A 21,806-nucleotide genomic window follows, 5' to 3' on the forward strand; every position below is an offset into this window, starting at 1 on the left:
TGAGTAAAGTTATTGAATTTTACTTATTCAGCGTCGTTTGTTCTCCTTTCCCAATCCGGCCGACCCGAGGAGAGGCGGCAGGATCGGGAGGTTACGATGCCAGCGGCAACGCTCGACGCTTTTCTGAACTCCTATCTTGGCGAGCCGGACGAACTGCGCTCCGCCGTCGTAGCGACCATCCGTCAGCTGACGCAGGCGGCCACCACAATCCGCAACACCATCAATCAAGGGGTGCTCGGCACCGCCTTTGCGGGAACCCGCGGCGCCAATGCTGACGGTGACATCCAGAAGGATCTCGATGTCTTCGCCGATGACATCTTCCTCGACGCCATGCGCCACGCTCCGGTCGCGCTCTACGCTTCCGAGGAACTGGAGCAGCCGGTGCTGCTCGACAGGCAAGCGGCTCTTGCCATCGCCATCGACCCGCTCGATGGCTCATCCAACATCGACACCAACGTGTCGATCGGAACGGTCTTCTCGCTCCTCCCTGCAATTGGTGCGCCGGATGGGAATCCGGCCGCCTCGTTTTTGCAGGCAGGGGTGAACCAGCTGGGCGCCGGTTTCTTCATCTACGGCCCGCAGCTGGCGCTGGTTCTGTCGCTCGGCAGCGGCACCCATGTCTTCGTTCTCTCGACCCGGCTCGGCACCTTCGTGCAGGCCTATGAGAGCCGGATCATCCCACAGCGAACCCAGGAGTTCGCCATCAACGCCGCCAACTACCGGCATTGGGACGAGGCGGTGCGGCTCTACATCGACGACTGCCTCGAAGGCACCGAAGGCCCACGCGAGAAGGACTTCAACATGCGCTGGATCGCCTCCCTGGTTGCGGACTGCTACCGCATATTGATGCGCGGCGGCGTATTCCTGTATCCAGGCGACAAGCGCAAGGGCTACAGGCAGGGGCGACTTCGCCTCGTCTATGAGGCAAACCCGATCGCCTATCTCGTCGAACAGGCGGGCGGTGCGGCCACCGACACGATCGCCCGCATCCTCGAAATCGAACCCGAGAGCCTGCACCAGCGCGTGCCCATGGTTTTCGGATCGGCGCGGGAAGTCGCGCGCATCACCCGCTACCACACCGAGCCGAGTGCCATCGGCGAGCGCGCGCCGCTGTTCAGCCGCCGCGGCCTTTTCAGGGCCTGAAGACCATGTCGGCAAAGCACCCCATCATTACCATCACCGGGTCGTCGGGCGCAGGCACTACCTCTGTCAAGCGCATCTTCGAACTGATCTTCCGGCGCGAGAACATCGGGGCCGCCTTCATCGAAGGCGATGCTTTCCATCGCTACGACCGAGCCACGATGAAGGCGAAGGTGGCCGAGGAGGAAAAGGCGGGCAATCCGAACTTCACCCACTTCCACGCCGAGGCCAATGAACTGGCAATCCTCGAAGAGGTATTCGAGGAATATGGCCGCCGGGGAACCGGAAAGACCCGCACCTACATCCATGATGAGGATGAGGAGAAGCAGTACGGCACGCCGCCGGGACATTTCACCGAATGGCGCGAATTTCCGCCGAGCGACCTGCTCTTCTACGAGGGCCTGCATGGCTGCGTCGTCACCGACAAGATCAACCTGGCCAGGCACGCGGATCTCAAGATCGGCGTGGTGCCGGTCATAAATCTCGAATGGATCCAGAAGATCCATCGCGACCGCGCAACGCGCGGCTATTCCACCGAGGCGGTGATGGACGTGATCCTGCGCCGTATGCCGGACTATGTCCGCTACATCGTCCCGCAGTTTTCGCAGACCGCCATCAATTTCCAGCGCGTGCCGATCGTCGACACGTCCAATCCATTCATCGCGCGCTGGATTCCGACGCCCGACGAATCGATGCTGGTTATCCGCTTCGCCAATCCCCGCGGCATCGATTTCCCCTACCTGCTTTCGATGATCCACGACTCGTTCATGTCGCGGCCGAATTCCATAGTGGTGCCCGGCAACAAGCTCGACCTTGCCATGCAGCTGATCCTGACGCCGCTCATCCTGCAATTGATCGAACGCAAGAACCGTGTGTCGTGAGGAGGACGCCATGAACAGCCAGGCAGCAGCATTGAAGCCCGTCGCCGCCGTCTCGGAGCGCGACATGGCCAACGCCATTCGCGCACTGGCGATGGACAGCGTCCAAAAGGCCAATTCCGGTCATCCGGGTATGCCGATGGGCATGGCCGATGTCGCGACGGTGCTGTTCAGCCGCTTCATCAACATCGATCCGTCGGCGCCCAACTGGCCCGATCGTGACCGCTTCGTGCTCTCAGCCGGGCACGGCTCCATGCTGCAGTATGCGCTGCATTACCTGCTAGGCTTTGAAGACATGCCTATCGAAGAATTGCAGCGGTTTCGCCAGCTGGGCAGCCGCACCGCCGGACATCCGGAATATGGCCATGCGCTTGGCATCGAGACGACGACCGGCCCGCTTGGACAAGGCATTTCGACCGCTGTCGGCATGGCGCTGGCGGAGCGCATGCTGGCGGCCCGCCACGGCGCCGATCTCGTCGACCATTTCACCTACGCAATCGCCGGCGACGGCTGCCTGCAGGAAGGCATCAGCCACGAGGCGATCGATCTTGCCGGTCACCTGAAGCTCTCCCGGCTGATCGTCTTTTGGGACGACAATGCGATCTCGATCGACGGGCCCACTTCCCTGTCGACATCGATGGACCAGCCGACGCGGTTCAAAGCCGCTGGATGGCATGTCCAGTCGGTGGACGGCCACGACACCGAAACCGTTGCGGCGGCAATCGAAGCGGCGCAGCAATCGGACCAGCCGTCTCTGATCGCCTGCCGCACGGTGATCGGCAAGGGCGCGCCAAATCTGGGTGGTTCGGAAAAGACCCATGGCGCGCCGCTGGGCGATGCGGAGATCGCCGCGACGCGCGAAAACATCGGCTGGGCCTTCGCGCCGTTCGAGGTGCCGGACGATATCCTTTTCGCCTGGCGCGAGATTGCCGGCCGCGGTCAAGCGGCACGCCGCGCCTGGGAGAATCGGCTTGCCGCCTCACCACGGCGGCAGGCCTTCGAGAGCGCGGTCGCCGGCGCCCTGCCCGACGCGGTCTTCGAAGCACTCGACGCTTTCCGCAAGGAGCATGTCGGGAAGGCGACCAAGGTTGCAACGCGAAAAGCCTCGGAAATGGCACTCGCTGCGATCAATGGCGCAACCGAACTGACCGTCGGCGGCTCCGCCGATCTGACGCATTCGAACCTGACGATCACCAAGGGTATGAACCGCATCGCGCCGGGCGACTACGCCGGCCGCTACATCCACTATGGAATCCGCGAGCACGGCATGGCCGCAGCCATGAACGGCATCGCACTGCATGGCGGCTTCGTGCCTTATGGCGGCACGTTCCTGTGCTTCGCCGACTACGCGCGCGGCGCGATGCGGCTCTCGGCGCTCATGGGCCAGCGCGTCATCTATGTGATGACGCATGATTCCATCGGTCTCGGCGAGGACGGCCCGACCCACCAGCCGGTCGAGCACCTGGCGATGCTGCGGGCGACGCCAAACCTCAACGTCTTCCGCCCGGCCGACATCATCGAAACGGCGGAGTGCTGGGAACTGGCGCTGAGAAGCGAGAAGCGGCCGAGCGTGCTGGTGCTCTCGCGCCAGAACCTGCCGATGCTGCGCCAAGCACCTAGCGACGAGCCACACAGCGACGAGAACCGGTCGAGCCGGGGCGCCTACATCCTGCGCGAGCCAGTCGGGCAGCGCGCGTTGACGCTGATCGCCACCGGCTCGGAGGTCGAGATCGCGGTTGCCGCCGCCGAACGGCTGGAGACCGAGCACGGCGTCGCCGCCGCGGTTGTCTCGATGCCGTGCTGGGAGCTTTTCGAGGAGCAGGACGCCGGCACCCGCAAGGCCGTCCTCGGCTCGGCGCCCCGCATTGCCATCGAAGCCGCAGCACGGCTCGGCTGGGACCGCTGGATCGGCGACACCGGCACTTTCGTCGGCATGGCCGGTTTCGGCGCCAGCGCCCCTGCCCCGGATCTCTACCGGCATTTCGACATCACGCCCGAAGCCGTCGCGGCAGCGGCGCTGAAGCTCATCATCTAGGAGAAACCGACAATGGCCCGCATCACCCTTCGCCAGCTTCTCGACCATGCCGCCGAGCACGGCTACGGGGTGCCGGCTTTCAACATCAACAACATGGAACAGGGCCTCGCCATCATGGAGGCCGCCAGGGCCTGCGATGCGCCGGTTATCATCCAGGCCTCACGCGGCGCCCGTTCCTATGCCAATGACATCATGCTGGCCAAAATGATGGAGGCGTTGACCGAAATCCATCCGGCCATTCCGCTCTGCATCCATCAGGATCACGGCAATAACGAAGCCACCTGCCTGTCGGCGATCCGCCACGGCTTCACCTCGGTGATGATGGACGGATCGCTGATGGCGGATGCCAAGACACCGGCGAGCTACGATTACAACGTCGCCATCACCGAACGTGTCGCACGCATGGCGCATTGGGTCGGCGCTTCGGTCGAAGGCGAGCTCGGCGTGCTCGGCTCGCTGGAGACCGGCCAGGGCGAGGCCGAGGACGGGCACGGCGCCGAAGGTGCGCTTTCCCATGACCAGCTTTTGACCGATCCCGATCAGGCGGTCGACTTCGTCACCGCCACCCGGGTCGACGCGCTGGCGATCGCCTGCGGTACCTCCCACGGCGCCTATAAATTCAGCCGCAAGCCTGACGGCGGCATCCTGGCCATGCAGGTGATAGAGGCGATTCACGAAAAGCTGCCCAACACGCATCTGGTCATGCACGGGTCTTCCTCCGTGCCGCAGGAACTGCAGGATATCATCAACAACTATGGCGGCGAGATGCCCCAGACCTTTGGCGTCCCGGTCGAGGAAATCGAGCGCGGCATCCGCTACGGCGTGCGCAAGGTCAACATCGACACCGATTGCCGAATGGCCATGGCCGGGCAGTTCCGCCGCGTTGCGACGGAGGATCCGCGCGAATTCGATCCGCGTAAATTCCTGAAACCCGCCATGGACGCGCTGCGCGACCTTTGCCGCGATCGCTTCGAACGCTTCGGCACCGCAGGCCACGCGTCGAAGATCAGGGTGATCGCCATGGATGAGATGGCGAAACGTTACGCCGCAGGAAAGCTCGACCCCCATATCGCAACCGCGAAAGCCGCCTGAGCGGCAAACAGGAGACCTGCCATGAACAAAATCGACACGCCCTCAGCAGGCACGCTCAAGGAAGGCAAGGAACGCTACAGGTCGGGCGTCATCCCCTACAAGAAGATGGGCTACTGGGAGCCGGACTACCGGCCCAAGGAGACCGACCTGATCGCCATGTTTCGGATCACGCCGCAGCCCGGCGTCGACCACGAGGAGGCGGCCGCCGCCATCGCCGGCGAATCCTCTACCGCGACATGGACCGTGGTGTGGACCGACAGGCTGACCGCCTGCGAGCTCTACCGCGCCAAGGCATTCAAATCCGAGCCGGTGCCGAACACAGGTCCAGGCACCAGGATCGAGCAACAGTACTTCGCCTATATCGCCTACGACCTCGACCTGTTCGAGCCCGGCTCCATCGCCAACCTGACTGCATCGATCATCGGCAACGTGTTCGGCTTCAAGGCCGTCAAGGCCTTGCGGCTCGAGGACATGCGCATCCCGGTGGCTTACCTCAAGACCTTCCAGGGCCCGGCGACCGGCATCGTGGTGGAACGCGAGCGGCTCGACAAGTTCGGCCGGCCGCTGCTCGGCGCGACGACGAAGCCGAAGCTTGGCCTGTCCGGCCGCAACTACGGCCGCGTCGTCTACGAGGCGCTGAAGGGTGGCCTCGACTTCGTCAAGGACGACGAGAACATCAACTCACAGCCCTTCATGCATTGGCGCGACCGCTTCCTCTACTGCATGGAGGCTGTGAACAAGGCGTCGGCCGCCACCGGCGAAGTCAAGGGCCATTATCTCAACGTCACCGCCGGCACGATGGAGGACATGTACGAGCGCGCCGAATTTGCAAAACAGCTTGGCTCCTGCATCGTCATGATCGACCTCGTCATTGGCTACACGGCGATCCAGTCGATGGCCAAGTGGGCACGCCGCAACGACATGATCCTGCACCTCCACCGGGCCGGCAACTCGACCTATTCGCGCCAGAAGAACCACGGCATGAATTTTCGCGTCATCTGCAAATGGATGCGGATGGCCGGCGTCGATCACATCCATGCCGGCACGGTGGTCGGCAAGCTGGAAGGCGACCCGCTTATGATCAAGGGGTTTTATGACACGCTGCGCGAGGAGCGCACGCCGCAGAACCTCGAAACCGGGCTGTTCTTCGATCAGGACTGGGCCTCGCTCAACAAGGTGATGCCCGTCGCCTCCGGCGGCATCCATGCCGGCCAGATGCACCAGTTGATCCATTATCTCGGCGAGGACGTCATCCTGCAGTTCGGCGGCGGCACGATCGGCCATCCGGACGGCATCCAGGCCGGCGCGACGGCCAATCGCGTCGCGTTGGAGGCGATGATCCTCGCCCGCAACGAGGGCCGCGACTATCTGCGCGAAGGGACCAAAATCCTCGAACAGGCGGCCAGATGGTGCACGCCGCTCAAGGCGGCCCTGGAGACGTGGAAGGACGTCACCTTCAACTACGAATCGACCGACACGGCCGACTTTGTGCCAACCGCAACGCCGAGCTTCTAGACGAAAGGAACCGTCGCCATGATGACCAATCCCGGAAACAAGGTCACGCAGGGACAGTTTTCGTTCCTGCCCGAGCTAACCGATGAGCAGATTTCGGCGCAGATCAAATACGCACTGAAAAACCACTGGGCGGTCAGCGTCGAGTACACGGACGATCCACACCCGCGAAACACCTATTGGGAAATGTACGGCAACCCGATGTTCGACCTGAGGGACCCGGCGGGCATCCTGCTTGAAGTCGACAATTGCCGGAAAGCTATGCCCAACATGTATGTCCGCGTCACCGCCTTCGATTCGACCAAGGGCTGGGAAGCACCGCGCATGTCATTCATCGTCAACCGGCCACCCAATGAACCCGGGTTCCGGCTGCTGCGCCAAGAGCGTGACGGCCGCAGTCAGGGCTATTCGATCGTGCCTTATGCGACCGACAGGCCCGAAGGCGAACGGAGCTAGGCGAACCATGCTGGACGCGATAGCAAAGAGCGCTGCCGCGCAGGGCGAATCGGTTGATCTACAGGCCGAGTTCGAGGCGTCCAACATCGATGAGGTGATGGACAAGCTCGACCGCGAACTCGTCGGCCTGAAGCCCGTCAAGACCCGCATCCGCGAGATCGCGGCGCTGCTTCTGGTCGACCGGCTTCGCCGCAAGTTCGGGCTGACCTCGGGCGCGCCGACGCTGCACATGAACTTTACGGGGAATCCCGGTACCGGAAAGACCACCGTGGCGCTCAGAATGGCCGAAATCCTGCATCGTCTCGGCTATGTCCGCGAAGGCCACATGGTCGCGGTGACGCGCGACGATCTCGTCGGCCAGTATGTGGGCCACACCGCGCCCAAAACCCGCGAAGTGATCAAGCGCGCCATGGGCGGGGTGCTTTTCATCGACGAGGCCTACTATCTCTACAAGCCCGAGAACGAACGCGACTACGGCCAGGAATCGATCGAAATCCTGCTGCAATGCATGGAAAACAACCGTGACGATCTGGTTGTGATTCTTGCCGGCTACAAGGACAAGATGGACCGCTTCTTCGACAGCAATCCCGGCATGCGCTCGCGCATCGCCCATCACCTCGATTTTCCGGACTACGGCGTCAGCGAACTCAAATCAATCGCCGAGATCATGCTGGCGGAACAGAATTACCGTCTCAGCGAAGCGGCGGCCAAGGCGCTCGAAGAGTATCTCCCGATCCGCATGCGGCTGCCGCATTTCTCCAACGCCCGCTCCGTTCGCAATAGCCTCGACCGGGCGCGGCTTCGCCAGGCCGGCCGGCTTTTCGCATCGCGCGACCGGGCGTTGACGAAAATCGATCTTATCACCATCGAGGAATCCGATATTCGCGGCAGCCGCGTGTTCGCGGAAGGTAAGCTCGAAGGCGAACCGGAGACGAAGGCGCGCTGACAAGATGACGGCGATTGGTGTGCAGCGACCGGAAACGGACGACAGAATGGGAGCCGACGACCATGGATAGCAAGACAATCATCGCGCCCTCGGTGCTTTCCGCGGACTTCTCGCGGCTCGGCGACGAGGTCGAAGCGGTCGTCCGGGCGGGTGCCGATTGGATCCATCTCGATGTGATGGATGGCCATTTCGTGCCCAACATCACCTTCGGTCCGCCGGTGGTCAAGGCGATCCGTAATCGAACGGACAAGGTCTTCGACTGCCACCTGATGATCGCGCCGGCCGACGCCTATCTCGGCGCCTTCGCCGATGCCGGCTGCGACATCATTACGGTGCATGCCGAGGCCGGACCGCATCTCGACCGTTCGCTGCAGGCAATCAGGAATCTCGGCAAGAAGGCCGGCGTGTCGCTGAACCCGTCAACGCCGGAAAGCGTCATCGAATATGTACTTGACCGGCTCGATCTGGTGCTTCTGATGACGGTCAATCCGGGCTTCGGCGGCCAGGCCTTCATCGCGGCGGTCGTCGACAAGGTCAGGCGGGTCAAGGCGCTGGTCGGCCATCGTCCGATCGACATAGAGATCGACGGCGGCATCACGCCCGAAACCGCTCCGCTGGTCACCGCGGCCGGCGCCAATGTGCTGGTCGCCGGCTCGGCCATCTTTAAGGGCGGCACCGAGGCGGCCTATCGCGCCAATATCGGCGCCATCAGGCAGGCGGCCGACGGGGCGATCCGGAAAGCGGCGTAAACCCTTTCATCGGAGGGCAAACATTTCATCGGAGGAAACCTTGGCGGCAATCCCACCTGTCTGCGATTTCGGCTGGCGAGCCATCGACGCCGTTTCGCCAAGCGTCGACGGCACATCGCATTCGATCTTAAGCCACGCCGGCCCGAACGGGCTGGTGGTGGCCTTCATCTGCAACCACTGTCCCTATGTGAAGGCGGTGATTTCACGCATGGTGCGCGACGCCAATGACCTCAAGGCCGAAGGCATCGGCTTTGTCGCGATCAACTCCAATGATAGCGACGCCTATCCAGATGATTCCTTCGACAACATGAAGCTCTTCGCCAGGACGAACGGCCTCACTTTCCCCTATCTCCATGACGAGCACCAGACGGTGGCGCGTGCCTACGGAGCCGTTTGCACCCCGGATTTCTTCGGGCTCAACAGCGAGTTGACGCTGCAATACCGCGGCCGGCTGGACGCGTCGCGACGCGACGCCGAATCGCCCAGGCTGAGGCGCGACCTGTTCGAGGCGATGAAGCAGGTTGCCCGAACCGGCGACGGACCGCTTGACCAGATCGCTTCGATCGGCTGTTCGATCAAGTGGAAGGATGCTGCATGAACGTCGGCGCAGTCAGGCCGTTTCGCTCGCCCAAGGCGATCCTGTTCGACCTCGACGGCACACTGGTCGATTCGGCGCCTGATATAGCGGCCGCCGTCAACGAATTGCTGGCCGGCCACGATCTGCCGCCGCTGCGGCTGGATCAGGTCAAGGCCATGATCGGCGGCGGCATCAGGAAACTGGTCGAACGCGCCTTCGCGGCTTCCGGCACGCCGCTCCTCGGCAGCGCGCTCGATGAGGCCAACCGCGTCATGGCGCCGATCTATCGCAGGCATCTGACCGGCCGCACGGGGCTGATGCCTGGCGTCAGGGAGGTTCTCACGCACTTGCATTTGAGCGGAATAGCCATGGCCGTGGTGACCAACAAGCCGCAGCTGGCGGCGCGCGAAATCCTGCTGCATTTTCGGCTGACGGAATATCTCGGCGCGATCGTCGGCGGAGACGCGGTGACATACTTGAAACCGGCGCCAGACGCGCTGTTGCTGGCGCTCGACCTGCTTCAGGTCGAACCTCGTGACACGCTGATGGTCGGAGACAGCAGCGCCGACGTGGCCGCCGCCCGCGCCGCCGGCATGGCAGTCATTCTGCTGCGTGGCGGATACAGCCAAATTCCCGTTGAAGAGCTTGGCGCCGACCTCGTTTGCGACAGCCTGTTCGATCTGCCGTCCGCGATGCAGAGGCTGCAAGACGCTGCGTGACCCCAAGCGTAGCCCAGCCAACGCCGGCCGAGCGCAGTCCAACGGCCGGCGGTACCGTGTTATTTTGAGAATTGTTTCAGATAAGCAATGACGTTGGCGATGTCCTCGTCTTTCTTGAGGCCGACAAACGCCATCTTGGTTCCTTTGACCATCGCCTTGGGATCGCGAAGGTAGGTCGTCAGCGTGGCCTCATCCCATGTGACGCCGGACTTGCCGGCCTCGGTCATGGCCTTGGAATAGCTGAACCCCGGATGCGTCCCGGCCGTTCGGCCGATAATGCCGTTCAAGGACGGGCCGACCTTGTTCTGGTCCTTGTCTGCGACGTGGCAGACCTTGCATTTGGCGAAGACCTTCTCACCCGCCGCGGCATCCTGTGCCTGAGACTGGGTAGTGACAAAGGTGGCGACGGACACGGCGGCGAAAAAAGCGACTGCGCGCATGGCATTTCCTCATTGATCGTGTGAGTGCCCGGGACACTTTACGCGTGTCGATGCCTTGATCGCCGGCATTCGTTTTAAAGCGGGAGAGCGAACCATTCGTCCTTCCTCCCCGGACTGACAGGACCTGCACACCTCGAAAAGCTAGACTGCCGATGAGGGAAGTCAATCGTACAAAGGTCCTGTTTCGTTTCCCGACTGCGCGACGGGAAGTGTGTAGCGACACGCGGTCCACATCATTGACGCCTGTTGGCCGAACGCGTAGCCTCACTCCAACCGGTTTGCTGTTTGGGCACCTTCAGGAATCCGCGCAACTCCAAAGCACGAACTCTGGAGAGTTCGCCGCGCAGGCGACGACAAGTGCCAAATGGACATGGTCGATCTCATATTAACGGTGTGCCTTAGCGCCAATCCGGGCAATTGCCGAGATGAACATCTCTATTTCGAGAGCCGCGGCTCTCTGTTCCAATGCATGTTCCTGGCGCCCGCCGAGATCGCAAAATGGTCTCAGGAACATCCGAGTCTCAAGGTCGTGCGCTGGAAATGTGCCGTTCCGAGCAAGGAACGAGCGATTTGATCGACATTCCTGGTTCGTCGACGGCCCTGAAAGAGGAGACGCCATGATGATTTCGCGGCGTACGACGCTGCGCTTGGCGGCTCTGGCGGCCATCCTCGCCTCAAGGCCGGTTGCTGTCTTTGCGGCCGCCAAGGTCCGAATTGGTGTCCTGAAGTTCGGCACCGTGAGCTGGGAACTCGATACGCTGAAACGCCACAAGCTCGACGAGGCCAACAGGATCGATCTGGAGATTGTCTACTTCGCCGGGGAGGATGCGACCAACGTCGCGCTGCTGGCCGGCGCGATCGACATGATCGTGACCGACTGGCTGTGGGTCTCGCGCCAGCGCTCCGAGGGCGGCGACCTTACATTGGCCCCCTATTCGACCGCCGTGGGGGCAATCATGGTGAAGCAGGAATCGCCGATCCGGACGCTCGCCGACCTCAAGGGAAAGAAAATCGGTGTCGCCGGCGGCCCGCTCGACAAGAGCTGGCTGCTGGTCCAGGCGCTGGCCAGACGCGAGCACGGCCTCGAGCTGCCGACAGCCTGTGACGTCGTCTTTGGCGCGCCGCCGCTGATTTCTGAAAAGGCGATGCAGGGCGAACTCGATGCCGTGCTCAATTTCTGGCATTTCTGCGCCCGGCTCGAGGCCAATGGCTTTCGTCGGTTGATCGGTGCGGATGACGCGACGAAAGCGCTTGGTGCCTCGGGCCCCGTGTCGGCACTCGGCTACGTCTTCCACGACCAATGGGCGAGCGACGATCCGGATGCCGCCCGGGGCTTCTTGAAGGCATCCAAGCAGGCCAAGGACTTGCTGGCCAAATCCGATGATGAATGGCTGCGCCTGGCGCCGCTCATTCGCGCAGAAGGCAAGGAGCTGGAAAAACTGCGCGACCGCTATCGCCAGGGCATCCCCAGACGGCCGGTCGCCGAAGAAGCGGCCGATGCGGGCAAACTCTATCACGTGCTGGCCGCGATAGGCGGCGAGAAGCTGGTTGGCAGGGCGCCCGAGATGGCGCCCGGCACGTTCTGGCCGGAACTCGCGAAATGACCGCAACGGAAGACAAGTCGCGTCCATCCGGCTTTGCGACGGCGCTGACACCGGTGCTGACGGTAGCGGTTTCCCTGCTGGGACTTTGCCTGCTGTGGAGCCTCGCGGCCAATCTGTGGCAAAGCCGAGCTTTCCCCTCACCAGGGCAGGTCTGGCAGGTGCTGCTCAGGGAAGCGGCGAGCGGCGACCTTTTTTATCACCTTGGCGCGACGCTCGGACGGGTTGCTGCGGCGTACGTCGTCGCAATGATTATCGGCTCGGTCATCGGCGTCATCCTCGGCAGCTACCGCGGTGCGGACCGGTTCTTCAGTCCATGGGTGGTCCTGTTTCTCAACATTCCCGCGCTGGTGGTCATCGTGCTCGCCTATATCTGGTTCGGCCTCAACGAGGCGGCGGCGATTGGCGCAGTTGCCGTGAACAAGATCCCGAATGTCGTGGTGACGATGCGCGAAGGCGCCAGGGCGTTTGATCCGCGTTATGCCGAAATGGCCGCCGTCTACCGCTTCGCCCCACTCGAGCGCGTCCGCCATGTCCTGCTGCCGCAACTGCAGCCCTATTTTGCCGCGGCCTCGCGGTCCGGCATCGCCCTCATATGGAAGATCGTCCTGGTGGTCGAACTGCTCGGCCGCTCCAATGGCGTCGGTTTCCAGATCTATCTCTATTTCCAGCTCTTCGACGTCGCCGCCATTCTTGCGTACACGCTGGCTTTCGTGGCGGTGATGCTTGTCATCGAACTTCTCCTGGTGCAGCCCATTGAACGACATGCAACCCGTTGGCGCCGCCGTCCCGCTTAGGGTCGACATCGCCGAAAAGACCTTCAGGTCCGCGCAAGGCGTGTCGATCACGGCGCTTCAGGGTCTGTCCTTCGAGGTCCGGCAGGGCGAATTCGCTTGTCTGCTTGGGCCGTCGGGCTGCGGCAAGACCACGACGTTGCGCATCCTGCTTGGACTGGACAAAGACTTTTCCGGCTCTTTCCAACTGCCGCAAGGCGGCTCGAACCGCATCGCCGCCGTGTTCCAGGAGCCCACTTTGCTGCCATGGCGGACGGTGGAGCAGAATGTCAGGCTGGCGCTGCCGAAAAGCCTAAGAGCGAAGAGTCTCGACGAACTGTTTGACACTCTCGGCCTCGCCGGCATGCGCTCGCTCTATCCGGCGGAGCTTTCGCTCGGCCTTGCGCGCAGGGCAGCGCTTGCCAGGGCTTTCGCCACCGAACCGGCGGTGCTTTTCCTGGACGAACCCTTTGCCTCCCTCGACGAACAGACCGCCGAGCGGCTTCGGCAATTGCTTTTGACCGTCTGGTCGGCGCGGCCCACGACCGCCTTGATGGTAACGCACAATCTGCGCGAGGCACTGATGCTGTCGGACCGCATCATCGTGCTTGCGCAGCGCCCAGCCCACGTGCTCGGCATGTTCGACGTAAGAGTGCCGCGGCAGCATCGCAATCCACAGGTGATGAGCGACCTTTTGCGGTCATTCCAGCAAAAATTTCCGGGTGTGGCCTGATCGCCTTACGGCTCGAACGCGGATGGCAAGGTATTTCGCAGCCAATGGCCGATGGAAACGGCGGGACTGTGAGGCGCACGGCCACGCGTGCCTGTTCCGCCTGACTAAAAGCAACGTACGTCGGCTTCAGCCTGCGCGCGTTTCAGTTCCGTGCGCGCCGCCTTCGCTGGCGCGCTTTCGCGAAACAAACCTGCCGCCTCCCCTGTCGTCAGCGACATGCTTTTGAAGGTCTCCGCCCTCTCATAGTGATCGTAAGGAAGGATCGAGGCGATAACATCGATCGAGCAGGAACAGCTTTCAAGCGCCTGACGTGTCTGGCCATTTGTTTGCATGCAGCCGAGCACGTAGTCGGCAATCGTTGCCGTCGGGTAGTCTCCCGCGGCGTTGGCCGAGTTCGCAAAGGCCAGCGTCGCCGCAAAGGCCACCGGCAAGGTGAGAGATCCAACAGACCTTATCATGAGGAACCTCCAGTTGGCCTGGACACCATGCATCCAGACGGGGTCATCGCTCCAATTGGCGACGTGCCGCAAAGCCAGTCAAGCTCCCATGGCCTGCGTATAGGACCAAAGGAGGAATGCCCTATCGACCGACAAGAGCCCGCTTCATGACCCGCTGCGCACCCTCCTTCATGCGTTCATTTCATGCTTCGCTCACTATCGGCAGCGAGCGATAAGGACGCATACTTACTCGGAGGTGCACCGCAGAATATACCGAAATAAAGTCAAATGTGTATCACCTCGAGAATACCCGAACAATATGTTTGCTATATATATCGCGGCTGGCGGTCATCCTCTTATTAGTTGTTCATACGGTTCTTATTTCAATTGTTTCTAAATATTGCATTGCACCATATCGATATTGCAGCGCAGCGACCCATTGTAGGTTTTTGCTTGCCTGGCCTTTTACGATGACATAGCTTTTTCCTGTTTCCGGCTTCAAGAGCGCCACCGTCATCAGGGAGCGGCGGCAGTCTTTCGAAGACCAAGGGGGGCGGGCGGTAACGGTGCCCTCTGCTTCGGGGTAGGTCGTGACAGCTGCCGGAAAATAACTTCCCAACATGAATTGCTTGGGCAAGCCCTTGTGGGGCTTGACGGTCGATTCTTCACTGCGAACCCGGGAGGATTTTGGATGCGTGTACTTGCGAAAACTACTTACATTCTGACGACCGCGGCGTTTTTATCGCTCGGCGCTGCCTATACGGCTTCGGCCAATGAAGACCTTGCAAAGCTCGCATCGGATGCGAAGAACTGGGCGATGCAGACGGGTGACTACGCCAACACCCGCTATTCCAAACTCAACCAGATCACTGCCGACAATGTGAAGAACCTGCAGGTCAAATGGAGCTTTTCCACCGGCGTGCTGCGCGGTCACGAAGGCGGGCCGCTGGTCATCGGCGACGTGATGTATGTCCACACGCCTTTCCCAAACAACGTCTATGCTCTGGACCTCAAGAATGACGGCAAGATCCTGTGGAAATACGAGCCCAAGCAGGACACGAACGTCATTCCGATCATGTGCTGCGACACGGTCAATCGCGGTGTTGCCTATGGCGACGGCAAGATCATTCTCAACCAGGCCGACACCACCGTCGTCGCGCTCGATGCCAAGACCGGCAAGGTCGTCTGGTCTGTCAAGAACGGAGACCAGACCGACGGCGGAAAGGGCGAATCCGGCACGTCGGCACCCGTAGTCATCAAGGACAAGGTGCTCGTGGGCGTCTCCGGTGCTGAATTCGGTGTTCGCGGCTGGCTGGCCGCCTACAATCTGAAAGACGGCAAGCTCGCCTGGAAAGCCTATTCGGAAGGTCCTGATGCAGACACCCTTCTCGATCCCGAGAAGACGACCCATCTCGGCAAGCCTGTCGGAAAGGATTCCGGCACGAACACCTGGGAAGGCGAACAGTGGAAGACGGGCGGCGGCACGACATGGGGATGGTATTCCTATGATCCCAAGCTGAACCTGGTCTATTACGGCACCGGCAATCCCTCGACGTGGAACCCGGTCCAGCGCCCCGGTGACAATCGCTGGTCCATGACAATCATGGCTCGCGATGCGGATACCGGTGTTGCCAAATGGCTCTACCAAATGACCCCGCATGATGAGTGGGACTATGACGGCATCAACGAGATGATTCTCGTCGATGGCATGGAGGTCAACGGCGCCAAGCACGACGTGCTGGTGCATTTCGACCGCAACGGCTTTGCCTACACAATGGATCGAGCCACCGGCGAACTTCTCGTCGCCAAGAAATACGATCCGGCAGTGAACTGGGCGACGGAAGTCAACATGGATCCCAAGAGCGACCAGTATGGCCGCCCGCAGGTCGTGGCCAAGTATTCGACCCAGCAGAACGGCGAAGACACCAACTCGACCGGTATCTGCCCGGCCGCGCTTGGAACCAAGGACCAGCAGCCGGCCGCCTACTCGCCGAAGACCGGGTTGTTCTACGTGCCGACCAACCATGTCTGCATGGACTATGAGCCTTACAAAGTGAGCTACACCGCCGGTCAGCCCTATGTGGGCGCCACCGTGTCGATGTATGCGGCGCCCGGCGGTGACGGTAACATGGGCAACTTCATTGCCTGGGATGCAGCCAAGGGTGAGATCGTCTGGTCGAAGCCCGAGCAGTTCTCGGTGTGGTCGGGCGCATTGGCGACAGATGGCGACGTCGTCTTCTACGGTACCCTCGAAGGCTACATCAAGGCGGTCGATAAGGACGGCAAGGAACTCTACAAGTTCAAGACCCCGTCCGGCATCATCGGCAACATCACGACCTACGAGCATGACGGCAAGCAGTACGTCGCCGTTCTGTCCGGCGTCGGTGGATGGGCCGGTATCGGTCTGGCAGGTGGGCTGCTTTCGCCCGATAACGCCGCCGCCTGGCATGGCGCCGTTGATCAGGGCCGTGCGCAGGGCGATCAGGCCGCGGTCGTTGGAACCGCCGGTCTGGGTGCCGTCGGCGGTTATGCGGCCCTTGCCGACTATACGACGCTGGGCGGCCAGCTCACCGTCTTCGGCCTCCCGGACTGATAACCGGGAAGAGCCTCACGGCTAGGTTCGAAAACGAGAGCCCGGGTCACCCCGAAGCCGGGAACCGGGCTCTCGATTGCGCCGCGCACCCAACTCCGATCAATGCCGCTGCACGACGGCAGCCAGGGTTTCTGGCAAACGAAGGAAGAGCCTGAATGATCGTTCGCATTGCAGTTTCCGCTCTCGCCCTGGTCCTGCTGCCTCTGGCCAGCTCAAGTCTGGTACGGGCCGAAGACAGCATGGAGAAAGCCAAGGCGGTGAAGCAAGAAGGAGGCAAATATTTAGATGCGGACGGAAATCCGACCTACAAGATCGAAAACGGAACCGTCGATTGGTACACCTTCAGCGGGTACCGCCGGTATCACTCAGATTGCCATGTCTGTCACGGACAGGACGCCACAGGTTCGAGCTATGCGCCTGCCCTGGCTAATAGCCTGAAGACCATGGATTACGCCACGTTCCTGTCGATCGTCGCCGAGGGCCGCAAGAATGTCGGCGGCGGCAAGGAAAACGTCATGCCCGCCTTTGGCGACAACAAGAACGTCTATTGTTACCTGGACGATCTCTACGTCTATCTGCGCGCGCGCGCCGATGGCGCGGCACCCCGCGGCAGGCCGCCGAAGCATGAAAACAAGGCTCAGGCAGCCAAGGATGCCGAAGCATCCTGCATGGGTGGATGATATGACCGGCTGCACTGCATCGAAGCTGCGTGTCGTTCTGCCGATCCTCGGCGCGCTCGCCTTGCTGCCGTCGAATGTTCTGGCGCAAAATGCCGGGCTTGGCGCTGCGGGCGAACTGGTCGATCCCGACATTCTGCGCGTCTGCGCAGATCCCTCGAACATGCCCTTTACCGACAAGAACGGCCAAGGCTTCGAAAACAAGCTGGCTGAACTGGTTGCCAAGAAGACGGGGCGGAAATCAGTCGCTTACACGTGGTTTCCCACTGTCACCGGCTTTGTGCGCAATACGCTGGGGGCCAATCGATGCGACATCATCATGGGCTACGCCCAAGGCGATGAACTGGTGCAGAACACCAACGCCTACTACCGCTCCGCCTATGTGCTCGTATACCCCAAAGGCAACGGCATGGAAGGCATCGAGACGATCGAAGACCCGAAACTTTCCGGCAAGAGAATCGGCGTCGTCGAAAGCACGCCGCCAACCGCCAACATGGCCGCCAACAAGCTTCTGCGGACCGCCAAGATCTACCCGCTGGCGGTGGATACGCGCGTCACGCCTTCCATGGGGGAGGTCATGATCAAGGACATGCTCGCCGGCAAGATCGACGCGGCGGTCCTGTGGGGGCCGATGGCTGGCTACTATGCCAGGGAACTCGGAGCCGATGTCACCATTGTTCCGCTGTTGAAGGAAAAAACCGGCTCGCGCATGTCCTACCGCATTACCATGGGTGTACGTCCGTCCGACCAGGAATGGAAACGGACGCTAAACCGGGTGATCAGGGAAAACCAGGCGGAGATCACCAAGCTCCTGCTGGGTTACAATGTGCCGCTGATCGACGAGCACGACAATCCGATTACGCAATAGTTGGGATGGGTCAGGAGGAGGAAAAACCTACGCGATGAACAATTGAAGAGAAGACTACAGCTACTTTCGATACTTTTTTGTTTTTCGGCCTTTCAAAACCTTGTGTTCATTTGTCCATTTTGAGAACGTGATGGACGAGCCATTGCTTCGGTGCCCTGCAATGGTTGGCTAACCACCGGATCGGCCCCTTCGGGCTGGTAAAAGAGGAGAAATGCTATGAAGAAGAGCTGGACAAAACCGACCATGTGCCAGGTTGCTGCGGGCTTTGAAATTTCGCGCTATCTGCCTGCTGAAATTACTCCCAAGAAGTAGGCCGCAGAGGTGCGTGTCCCTGGCAACAGGGGCACGCATCCCCTTGCCGTATGGGATTTTCGTGAAAGAGTTTGAGGCGCGCAAGGCGGGCGGGCCGTTTTTTGCGGCTGCAAATTGGCTGCTGGTCAGAGAAGCCGCGGGGCGGGCGTTTTCATGCGCTTGAGAATCATCGGATCGGCGGCCGGCGGCGGCTTTCCGCAATGGAACTGCAATTATCGTCTGAGCCGTGCGGCTCGCACCGGGGTAGCTGGTGTGCATTCACGAACCCAATCGAGTGTCGCCGCGTCGGCGGATGGCCTCGGGTGGGTTCTGTTCAACGCCTCGCCCGACATTCGCCAGCAGATCGCGGCAACGCCTGAATTGCAGCCCGCGCACGATGCGCCGCTGCGCTCGACGCCTATTCGCGCGGTGGTGCTGACCAATGCCGATGTCGATCATGTCGCCGGCCTGCTCAGCCTGCGTGAGCGGCAGCCTTTCGCTATCTATGCAACGACACAGGTTCTGGCGACGCTGAAGGCGAATTCGATTTTCAATGTCCTCGATCCGGCGCTCGTGCCGCGACGCATCTTGCCGCCGGCGCAAGAGCTGTCGATCTGCGACGCAGACGGCCACGACACCGGGGTGGCTGTCGAGAGCTTTCCCGTGCCCGGGAAGATAGCCCTCTATCTCGAAGAAAGAGGCCAGCCGGATGCCAATTTCAGCTCCGATGCCGGCGACACGATTGGCGTCCGTATCGCCGGTGCCGGCAGTCGCGGCTCCGGCTTCTACATCCCCGGCTGCGCCCGCATCGATGCGACCCTGCGCACGCGTCTGGCCGATGCCGCATGCCTTCTGTTCGACGGCACGGTCTTCACCGACGACGAGATGATTGCTGCCGGCGTCGGCCAAAAGACCGGTGCACGCATGGGGCATCTGGCAATGTCGGGAGACGCGGGGTCGATCGCCGGCTTGGCCGATGTGAGGATCGGCCGCCGTGTCTTCGTCCACATCAACAACACCAATCCTGTTCTGGACGAGAATTCTGCCGAGCATGCAGCCGTCGAAGCGGCTGGCTGGGAAGTGGCCCGCGACGGGATGGAGATAGAACTTTGAGTGATTTCCACGACGCGGCCAGCAACGGCCTGTCCTCAAGCGAGCTCGAAGCAGTGCTGCGGCAGGTCGGTGCCGAGCGCTATCACAACCGCCATCCTTTCCATCACAGGATGACCAGCGGTGCGCTGTCGAGGACCGAGATGCAGGCCTGGGCGCTGAACCGCTATTGCTATCAGGCGGTCATTCCGCGCAAGGACGCCATGATCCTCGCGCATGCCGAGGATCCGGCGTTTCGCGCCGCCTGGCGCAAACGCATCGAGGATCATGACGGCGAGGACGGCTGGAGCGGCGGTATTGCGCGCTGGTTGCACCTGGCGACCTCGCTCGGTCTCGATGCCGACGCGGTGAAGAGCGAGAGGCTGGCCCTGCCGGCGACGCGTTTTGCGGTTGGCGCTTACCTCTCCTTTTGCACGAACCGGACCCTGCTGGAGGCGGTCGCGTCGTCGCTGACCGAGATGTTCTCGCCGCTCATCATCGGCGAGCGGGTACCCGCGATGCTGGCCAGATACGACTATATCACCGAGGACACGCTGGCCTATTTCACCCGACGGCCCGAACAGGCCTCGCGCGACGCCGACTTCGCCCTCGCCTATGTGCTCGAACATGCCGACGCGGCGGAACGCCAGCAGCAGGCGATCGATGCACTGGTGTTCAAATGCGATATACTCTGGGCCATGCTCGACGCGCTTCAACACGCCTATGGCGAGCCGGGCAATATCCCGCCCGGCGCCTTCCGTCCGGAGGCAGCCCAATGATGGCACTGCGCGAAAGAGCCATGGTGTCGCTGCAGTCGGTTCCATCGCTGCCGAAGCACGTGCGCATACAGCATGACCCCGTGCGCCAGGCGTTCGCCGTGCTGTCGCCCGAAAAGGTGTTCTGGCCAAACGACATAAGCCTCGACATATTGCGCCGCTGCGACGGACGGTCCACGGTCGGCCACATCATTGCCGGCCTTGCCGCAGATTATGATGCCGAACGGGAGGCTGTGGCGGCCGATGTCGTCGCCTTCCTGCAGGAATGGTCGGACAAGCTGCTGGTGAAGCTATGAGCGAGCCCCCTCTCCCCCCGATCGGCATGCTGGCGGAACTGACGCATCGCTGCCCGCTGCAATGCCCCTATTGCTCCAATCCGCTCGAGTTGCTGAAGGCCAATCGCGAACTCGACACGCAGAGCTGGCTCGACTTGTTCTCGCAGGCGGCCGACCTTGGCGTTATCCAGGTGCATCTGTCCGGCGGTGAACCGACGCTGCGTCGCGATCTCGAGCAATTGATCGCCGGGCTTTCGGCGCGGGGCGTCTACACCAACCTGATCACCGCCGGCGTCGGCATTGCGGATGGCCGCATCGAGGCATTTGCCGAAGCCGGGCTCGACCATCTGCAACTGAGCTTTCAAGGCGCACGGCCGGCGACCACCGAGCGCATCGGCAATCACAGGGGCAGCCACGAAAAGAAGCTGGAAACGGCACGCCGCGCTCGCGCGGCCGGCTTGCCGCTTACCATCAACGCGCCGATCCATCGCCACAATATCGAGGAGGTACCGGAATTCATCGATCTGGCCCTTTCGCTGGGTGCGGAGCGTCTCGAGATCGCCAACGTGCAGTACGCCGGCTGGGCGCTGACCAATCGCGATCAACTCATGCCCGAGCGTGCTGCCGTCGACCGCCAGGCGGAGATCGTCGCGGCGGCACGCGAACGGCTCACCGGCATCATAAACATAGATTTCGTCACGCCGGATTATTTCGCCATCTATCCCAAGCCGTGCATGGGCGGCTGGGCGCGCGACGCCTTCATGGTGACGCCGGACGGCACCGTACTGCCATGCCATGCCGCCCAGACCATCCCGTCGCTCGGTTTCGAGCGTTTTGGAACACGCAGCCTGGCCGCGATCTGGACCGATTCGCCGGCATTTAATGCCTTTCGAGGCACAGACTGGATGCAGGAGCCCTGCCGCAACTGTGAGCGGCGCGAGATCGACTGGGGCGGCTGTCGCTGCCAGGCGATGGCAATCGCCGGCGATGCCGCCGCGACGGACCCGGCTTGCGCGAAATCGCCGATCCATGCGCGCATGGCAATGCTGATCGACGAGGCCCAGCGCGCTGCGACGGTTCCTTCGAAGGACGAACCATTCGTCTACCGGCGCATCGGCGTCGTCACCGAGCCCGCCTGACTGCCGACCA

25 protein-coding genes are annotated in these 21,806 nt (G+C 61.9%); 22 read left to right on the forward strand and 3 right to left on the reverse strand.

The window, feature by feature from the left end; genetic code table 11:
- The first annotated feature begins 96 nt into the window (after nt 1-96).
- The 10 genes from NKI72_RS25275 to gph all read left to right on the forward strand — a co-directional run bounded on the left by NKI72_RS25275 (nt 97) and on the right by gph (nt 10,104).
- Nucleotides 97-1,143, forward strand: coding sequence for a class 1 fructose-bisphosphatase (locus NKI72_RS25275; RefSeq protein WP_352851134.1), 1,047 nt, complete (start codon nt 97-99; stop codon nt 1,141-1,143).
- A 5-nt stretch (nt 1,144-1,148) separates the two neighbouring features.
- Nucleotides 1,149-2,021, forward strand: a complete 873-nt coding sequence (locus NKI72_RS25280) for a phosphoribulokinase (RefSeq protein ID WP_023678839.1) — start codon at nt 1,149-1,151, stop codon at nt 2,019-2,021.
- Nucleotides 2,022-2,031: 10 nt separating this feature from the next.
- Nucleotides 2,032-4,053, forward strand: a complete 2,022-nt coding sequence (gene tkt, locus NKI72_RS25285) for a transketolase (protein ID WP_352851136.1) — start codon at nt 2,032-2,034, stop codon at nt 4,051-4,053.
- A gap of 12 nt (nt 4,054-4,065) precedes the next feature.
- Entirely contained in the window at nt 4,066-5,145 is a 1,080-nt protein-coding gene (gene fba / locus NKI72_RS25290) for a class II fructose-bisphosphate aldolase (RefSeq protein ID WP_352507750.1), read from the forward strand.
- Between the two features lie 21 nt (nt 5,146-5,166).
- Nucleotides 5,167-6,660, forward strand: coding sequence for a ribulose-bisphosphate carboxylase large subunit (locus NKI72_RS25295; protein ID WP_352617332.1), 1,494 nt, complete (start codon nt 5,167-5,169; stop codon nt 6,658-6,660).
- Nucleotides 6,661-6,678: 18 nt separating this feature from the next.
- Nucleotides 6,679-7,113 (forward strand): ribulose bisphosphate carboxylase small subunit, encoded by a 435-nt coding sequence (locus tag NKI72_RS25300; RefSeq protein WP_352474618.1) that lies wholly within the window; start codon nt 6,679-6,681, stop codon nt 7,111-7,113.
- Between the two features lie 7 nt (nt 7,114-7,120).
- Nucleotides 7,121-8,059, forward strand: coding sequence for a CbbX protein (cbbX, locus tag NKI72_RS25305; RefSeq protein WP_352686149.1), 939 nt, complete (start codon nt 7,121-7,123; stop codon nt 8,057-8,059).
- 62 nt (nt 8,060-8,121) lie between these two features.
- Entirely contained in the window at nt 8,122-8,808 is a 687-nt protein-coding gene (gene rpe, locus NKI72_RS25310) for a ribulose-phosphate 3-epimerase (protein ID WP_352851138.1), read from the forward strand.
- A 40-nt stretch (nt 8,809-8,848) separates the two neighbouring features.
- Nucleotides 8,849-9,406 (forward strand): thioredoxin family protein, encoded by a 558-nt coding sequence (locus tag NKI72_RS25315; protein ID WP_352851140.1) that lies wholly within the window; start codon nt 8,849-8,851, stop codon nt 9,404-9,406.
- A complete protein-coding gene (gph, locus tag NKI72_RS25320) occupies nt 9,403-10,104 on the forward strand; it encodes a phosphoglycolate phosphatase (RefSeq protein ID WP_352541877.1) in 702 nt (233 codons plus the stop codon). Before NKI72_RS25315 ends, gph begins: the two co-directional genes overlap by 4 nt.
- Before the next feature lie 59 nt (nt 10,105-10,163).
- Here gph and NKI72_RS25325 read toward each other — a convergent pair whose 3' ends face one another.
- The gene (locus tag NKI72_RS25325; RefSeq protein WP_352851141.1) at nt 10,164-10,544 is read right to left on the reverse strand and encodes a c-type cytochrome; all 381 of its coding nucleotides are present in this window, start codon (nt 10,542-10,544) and stop codon (nt 10,164-10,166) included.
- Between the two features lie 364 nt (nt 10,545-10,908).
- Between NKI72_RS25325 and NKI72_RS25330 the strand changes: the two genes are divergently transcribed.
- From NKI72_RS25330 to NKI72_RS25345, 4 genes are read left to right on the forward strand one after another with little or no spacing between them, the layout of a single operon-like run.
- Nucleotides 10,909-11,118, forward strand: coding sequence for a hypothetical protein (locus NKI72_RS25330; protein ID WP_023678830.1), 210 nt, complete (start codon nt 10,909-10,911; stop codon nt 11,116-11,118).
- Nucleotides 11,119-11,161: 43 nt separating this feature from the next.
- Nucleotides 11,162-12,148, forward strand: a complete 987-nt coding sequence (locus tag NKI72_RS25335; RefSeq protein WP_352851142.1) for an ABC transporter substrate-binding protein — start codon at nt 11,162-11,164, stop codon at nt 12,146-12,148.
- Nucleotides 12,145-12,942 carry an ABC transporter permease gene (locus tag NKI72_RS25340; protein WP_352851143.1) on the forward strand — a complete coding sequence of 266 codons (798 nt, stop codon included), beginning with the start codon at nt 12,145-12,147 and terminating at the stop codon, nt 12,940-12,942. The genes NKI72_RS25335 and NKI72_RS25340 overlap by 4 nt, the downstream gene beginning before the upstream one ends.
- Nucleotides 12,911-13,651: an ABC transporter ATP-binding protein gene (locus tag NKI72_RS25345; RefSeq protein WP_352617382.1), complete on the forward strand. Its 741-nt coding sequence runs from the start codon at nt 12,911-12,913 to the stop codon at nt 13,649-13,651. The genes NKI72_RS25340 and NKI72_RS25345 overlap by 32 nt, the downstream gene beginning before the upstream one ends.
- Before the next feature lie 104 nt (nt 13,652-13,755).
- On the opposite strand, the gene NKI72_RS25350 is transcribed toward NKI72_RS25345, so the two are convergent.
- Complete coding sequence (locus NKI72_RS25350; protein ID WP_352851152.1) at nt 13,756-14,109, reverse strand: hypothetical protein; 354 nt, start codon at nt 14,107-14,109, stop codon at nt 13,756-13,758.
- Between the two features lie 346 nt (nt 14,110-14,455).
- The gene (locus NKI72_RS25355; protein ID WP_352503277.1) at nt 14,456-14,710 is read right to left on the reverse strand and encodes a hypothetical protein; all 255 of its coding nucleotides are present in this window, start codon (nt 14,708-14,710) and stop codon (nt 14,456-14,458) included.
- A 195-nt stretch (nt 14,711-14,905) separates the two neighbouring features.
- On the opposite strand from NKI72_RS25355, the gene NKI72_RS25360 reads away from it, so the two are divergent.
- The 8 genes from NKI72_RS25360 to pqqE all read left to right on the forward strand — a co-directional run bounded on the left by NKI72_RS25360 (nt 14,906) and on the right by pqqE (nt 21,796).
- Nucleotides 14,906-16,681 (forward strand): methanol/ethanol family PQQ-dependent dehydrogenase, encoded by a 1,776-nt coding sequence (locus NKI72_RS25360; RefSeq protein ID WP_502893813.1) that lies wholly within the window; start codon nt 14,906-14,908, stop codon nt 16,679-16,681.
- Between the two features lie 155 nt (nt 16,682-16,836).
- A complete protein-coding gene (locus NKI72_RS25365; protein WP_352474919.1) occupies nt 16,837-17,361 on the forward strand; it encodes a c-type cytochrome, methanol metabolism-related in 525 nt (174 codons plus the stop codon).
- A gap of 1 nt (nt 17,362) precedes the next feature.
- The gene (locus tag NKI72_RS25370) at nt 17,363-18,226 is read left to right on the forward strand and encodes a substrate-binding domain-containing protein (RefSeq protein ID WP_352450664.1); all 864 of its coding nucleotides are present in this window, start codon (nt 17,363-17,365) and stop codon (nt 18,224-18,226) included.
- A gap of 216 nt (nt 18,227-18,442) precedes the next feature.
- Nucleotides 18,443-18,538 carry a pyrroloquinoline quinone precursor peptide PqqA gene (locus tag NKI72_RS25375; protein ID WP_101918690.1) on the forward strand — a complete coding sequence of 32 codons (96 nt, stop codon included), beginning with the start codon at nt 18,443-18,445 and terminating at the stop codon, nt 18,536-18,538.
- Between the two features lie 153 nt (nt 18,539-18,691).
- A complete protein-coding gene (pqqB, locus tag NKI72_RS25380) occupies nt 18,692-19,630 on the forward strand; it encodes a pyrroloquinoline quinone biosynthesis protein PqqB (protein ID WP_352851144.1) in 939 nt (312 codons plus the stop codon).
- Nucleotides 19,627-20,385, forward strand: a complete 759-nt coding sequence (gene pqqC / locus NKI72_RS25385) for a pyrroloquinoline-quinone synthase PqqC (protein WP_352851145.1) — start codon at nt 19,627-19,629, stop codon at nt 20,383-20,385. The genes pqqB and pqqC overlap by 4 nt, the downstream gene beginning before the upstream one ends.
- Nucleotides 20,382-20,678, forward strand: a complete 297-nt coding sequence (pqqD, locus tag NKI72_RS25390; RefSeq protein WP_352771228.1) for a pyrroloquinoline quinone biosynthesis peptide chaperone PqqD — start codon at nt 20,382-20,384, stop codon at nt 20,676-20,678. The genes pqqC and pqqD overlap by 4 nt, the downstream gene beginning before the upstream one ends.
- The gene (gene pqqE, locus NKI72_RS25395; protein WP_352851146.1) at nt 20,675-21,796 is read left to right on the forward strand and encodes a pyrroloquinoline quinone biosynthesis protein PqqE; all 1,122 of its coding nucleotides are present in this window, start codon (nt 20,675-20,677) and stop codon (nt 21,794-21,796) included. The genes pqqD and pqqE overlap by 4 nt, the downstream gene beginning before the upstream one ends.
- Nucleotides 21,797-21,806: the final 10 nt, after the last annotated feature.

This window comes from Mesorhizobium sp. M0437 (assembly GCF_040321335.1).
GTDB lineage: Bacteria > Pseudomonadota > Alphaproteobacteria > Rhizobiales > Rhizobiaceae > Mesorhizobium.

Excerpts from the sequence above, each read along its gene's own strand:
- NKI72_RS25275 (WP_352851134.1), top strand. The coding sequence starts at position 97 with ATGCCAGCGGCAACGCTCGACGCTTTTCTGAACTCCTATCTTGGCGAG.
- NKI72_RS25280 (WP_023678839.1), top strand. The coding sequence starts at position 1,149 with ATGTCGGCAAAGCACCCCATCATTACCATCACCGGGTCGTCGGGCGCA.
- tkt (WP_352851136.1), top strand. The coding sequence starts at position 2,032 with ATGAACAGCCAGGCAGCAGCATTGAAGCCCGTCGCCGCCGTCTCGGAG.
- fba (WP_352507750.1), top strand. The coding sequence starts at position 4,066 with ATGGCCCGCATCACCCTTCGCCAGCTTCTCGACCATGCCGCCGAGCAC.
- NKI72_RS25295 (WP_352617332.1), top strand. The coding sequence starts at position 5,167 with ATGAACAAAATCGACACGCCCTCAGCAGGCACGCTCAAGGAAGGCAAG.
- NKI72_RS25300 (WP_352474618.1), top strand. The coding sequence starts at position 6,679 with ATGATGACCAATCCCGGAAACAAGGTCACGCAGGGACAGTTTTCGTTC.
- cbbX (WP_352686149.1), top strand. The coding sequence starts at position 7,121 with ATGCTGGACGCGATAGCAAAGAGCGCTGCCGCGCAGGGCGAATCGGTT.
- rpe (WP_352851138.1), top strand. The coding sequence starts at position 8,122 with ATGGATAGCAAGACAATCATCGCGCCCTCGGTGCTTTCCGCGGACTTC.
- gph (WP_352541877.1), top strand. The coding sequence starts at position 9,403 with ATGAACGTCGGCGCAGTCAGGCCGTTTCGCTCGCCCAAGGCGATCCTG.
- NKI72_RS25325 (WP_352851141.1), bottom strand. The coding sequence starts at position 10,544 with ATGCGCGCAGTCGCTTTTTTCGCCGCCGTGTCCGTCGCCACCTTTGTC.
- NKI72_RS25330 (WP_023678830.1), top strand. The coding sequence starts at position 10,909 with ATGGACATGGTCGATCTCATATTAACGGTGTGCCTTAGCGCCAATCCG.
- NKI72_RS25335 (WP_352851142.1), top strand. The coding sequence starts at position 11,162 with ATGATGATTTCGCGGCGTACGACGCTGCGCTTGGCGGCTCTGGCGGCC.
- NKI72_RS25340 (WP_352851143.1), top strand. The coding sequence starts at position 12,145 with ATGACCGCAACGGAAGACAAGTCGCGTCCATCCGGCTTTGCGACGGCG.
- NKI72_RS25345 (WP_352617382.1), top strand. The coding sequence starts at position 12,911 with ATGCAACCCGTTGGCGCCGCCGTCCCGCTTAGGGTCGACATCGCCGAA.
- NKI72_RS25350 (WP_352851152.1), bottom strand. The coding sequence starts at position 14,109 with ATGATAAGGTCTGTTGGATCTCTCACCTTGCCGGTGGCCTTTGCGGCG.
- NKI72_RS25355 (WP_352503277.1), bottom strand. The coding sequence starts at position 14,710 with ATGTTGGGAAGTTATTTTCCGGCAGCTGTCACGACCTACCCCGAAGCA.
- NKI72_RS25360 (WP_502893813.1), top strand. The coding sequence starts at position 14,906 with ATGCAGACGGGTGACTACGCCAACACCCGCTATTCCAAACTCAACCAG.
- NKI72_RS25365 (WP_352474919.1), top strand. The coding sequence starts at position 16,837 with ATGATCGTTCGCATTGCAGTTTCCGCTCTCGCCCTGGTCCTGCTGCCT.
- NKI72_RS25370 (WP_352450664.1), top strand. The coding sequence starts at position 17,363 with ATGACCGGCTGCACTGCATCGAAGCTGCGTGTCGTTCTGCCGATCCTC.
- NKI72_RS25375 (WP_101918690.1), top strand. The coding sequence starts at position 18,443 with ATGAAGAAGAGCTGGACAAAACCGACCATGTGCCAGGTTGCTGCGGGC.
- pqqB (WP_352851144.1), top strand. The coding sequence starts at position 18,692 with ATGCGCTTGAGAATCATCGGATCGGCGGCCGGCGGCGGCTTTCCGCAA.
- pqqD (WP_352771228.1), top strand. The coding sequence starts at position 20,382 with ATGATGGCACTGCGCGAAAGAGCCATGGTGTCGCTGCAGTCGGTTCCA.
- pqqE (WP_352851146.1), top strand. The coding sequence starts at position 20,675 with ATGAGCGAGCCCCCTCTCCCCCCGATCGGCATGCTGGCGGAACTGACG.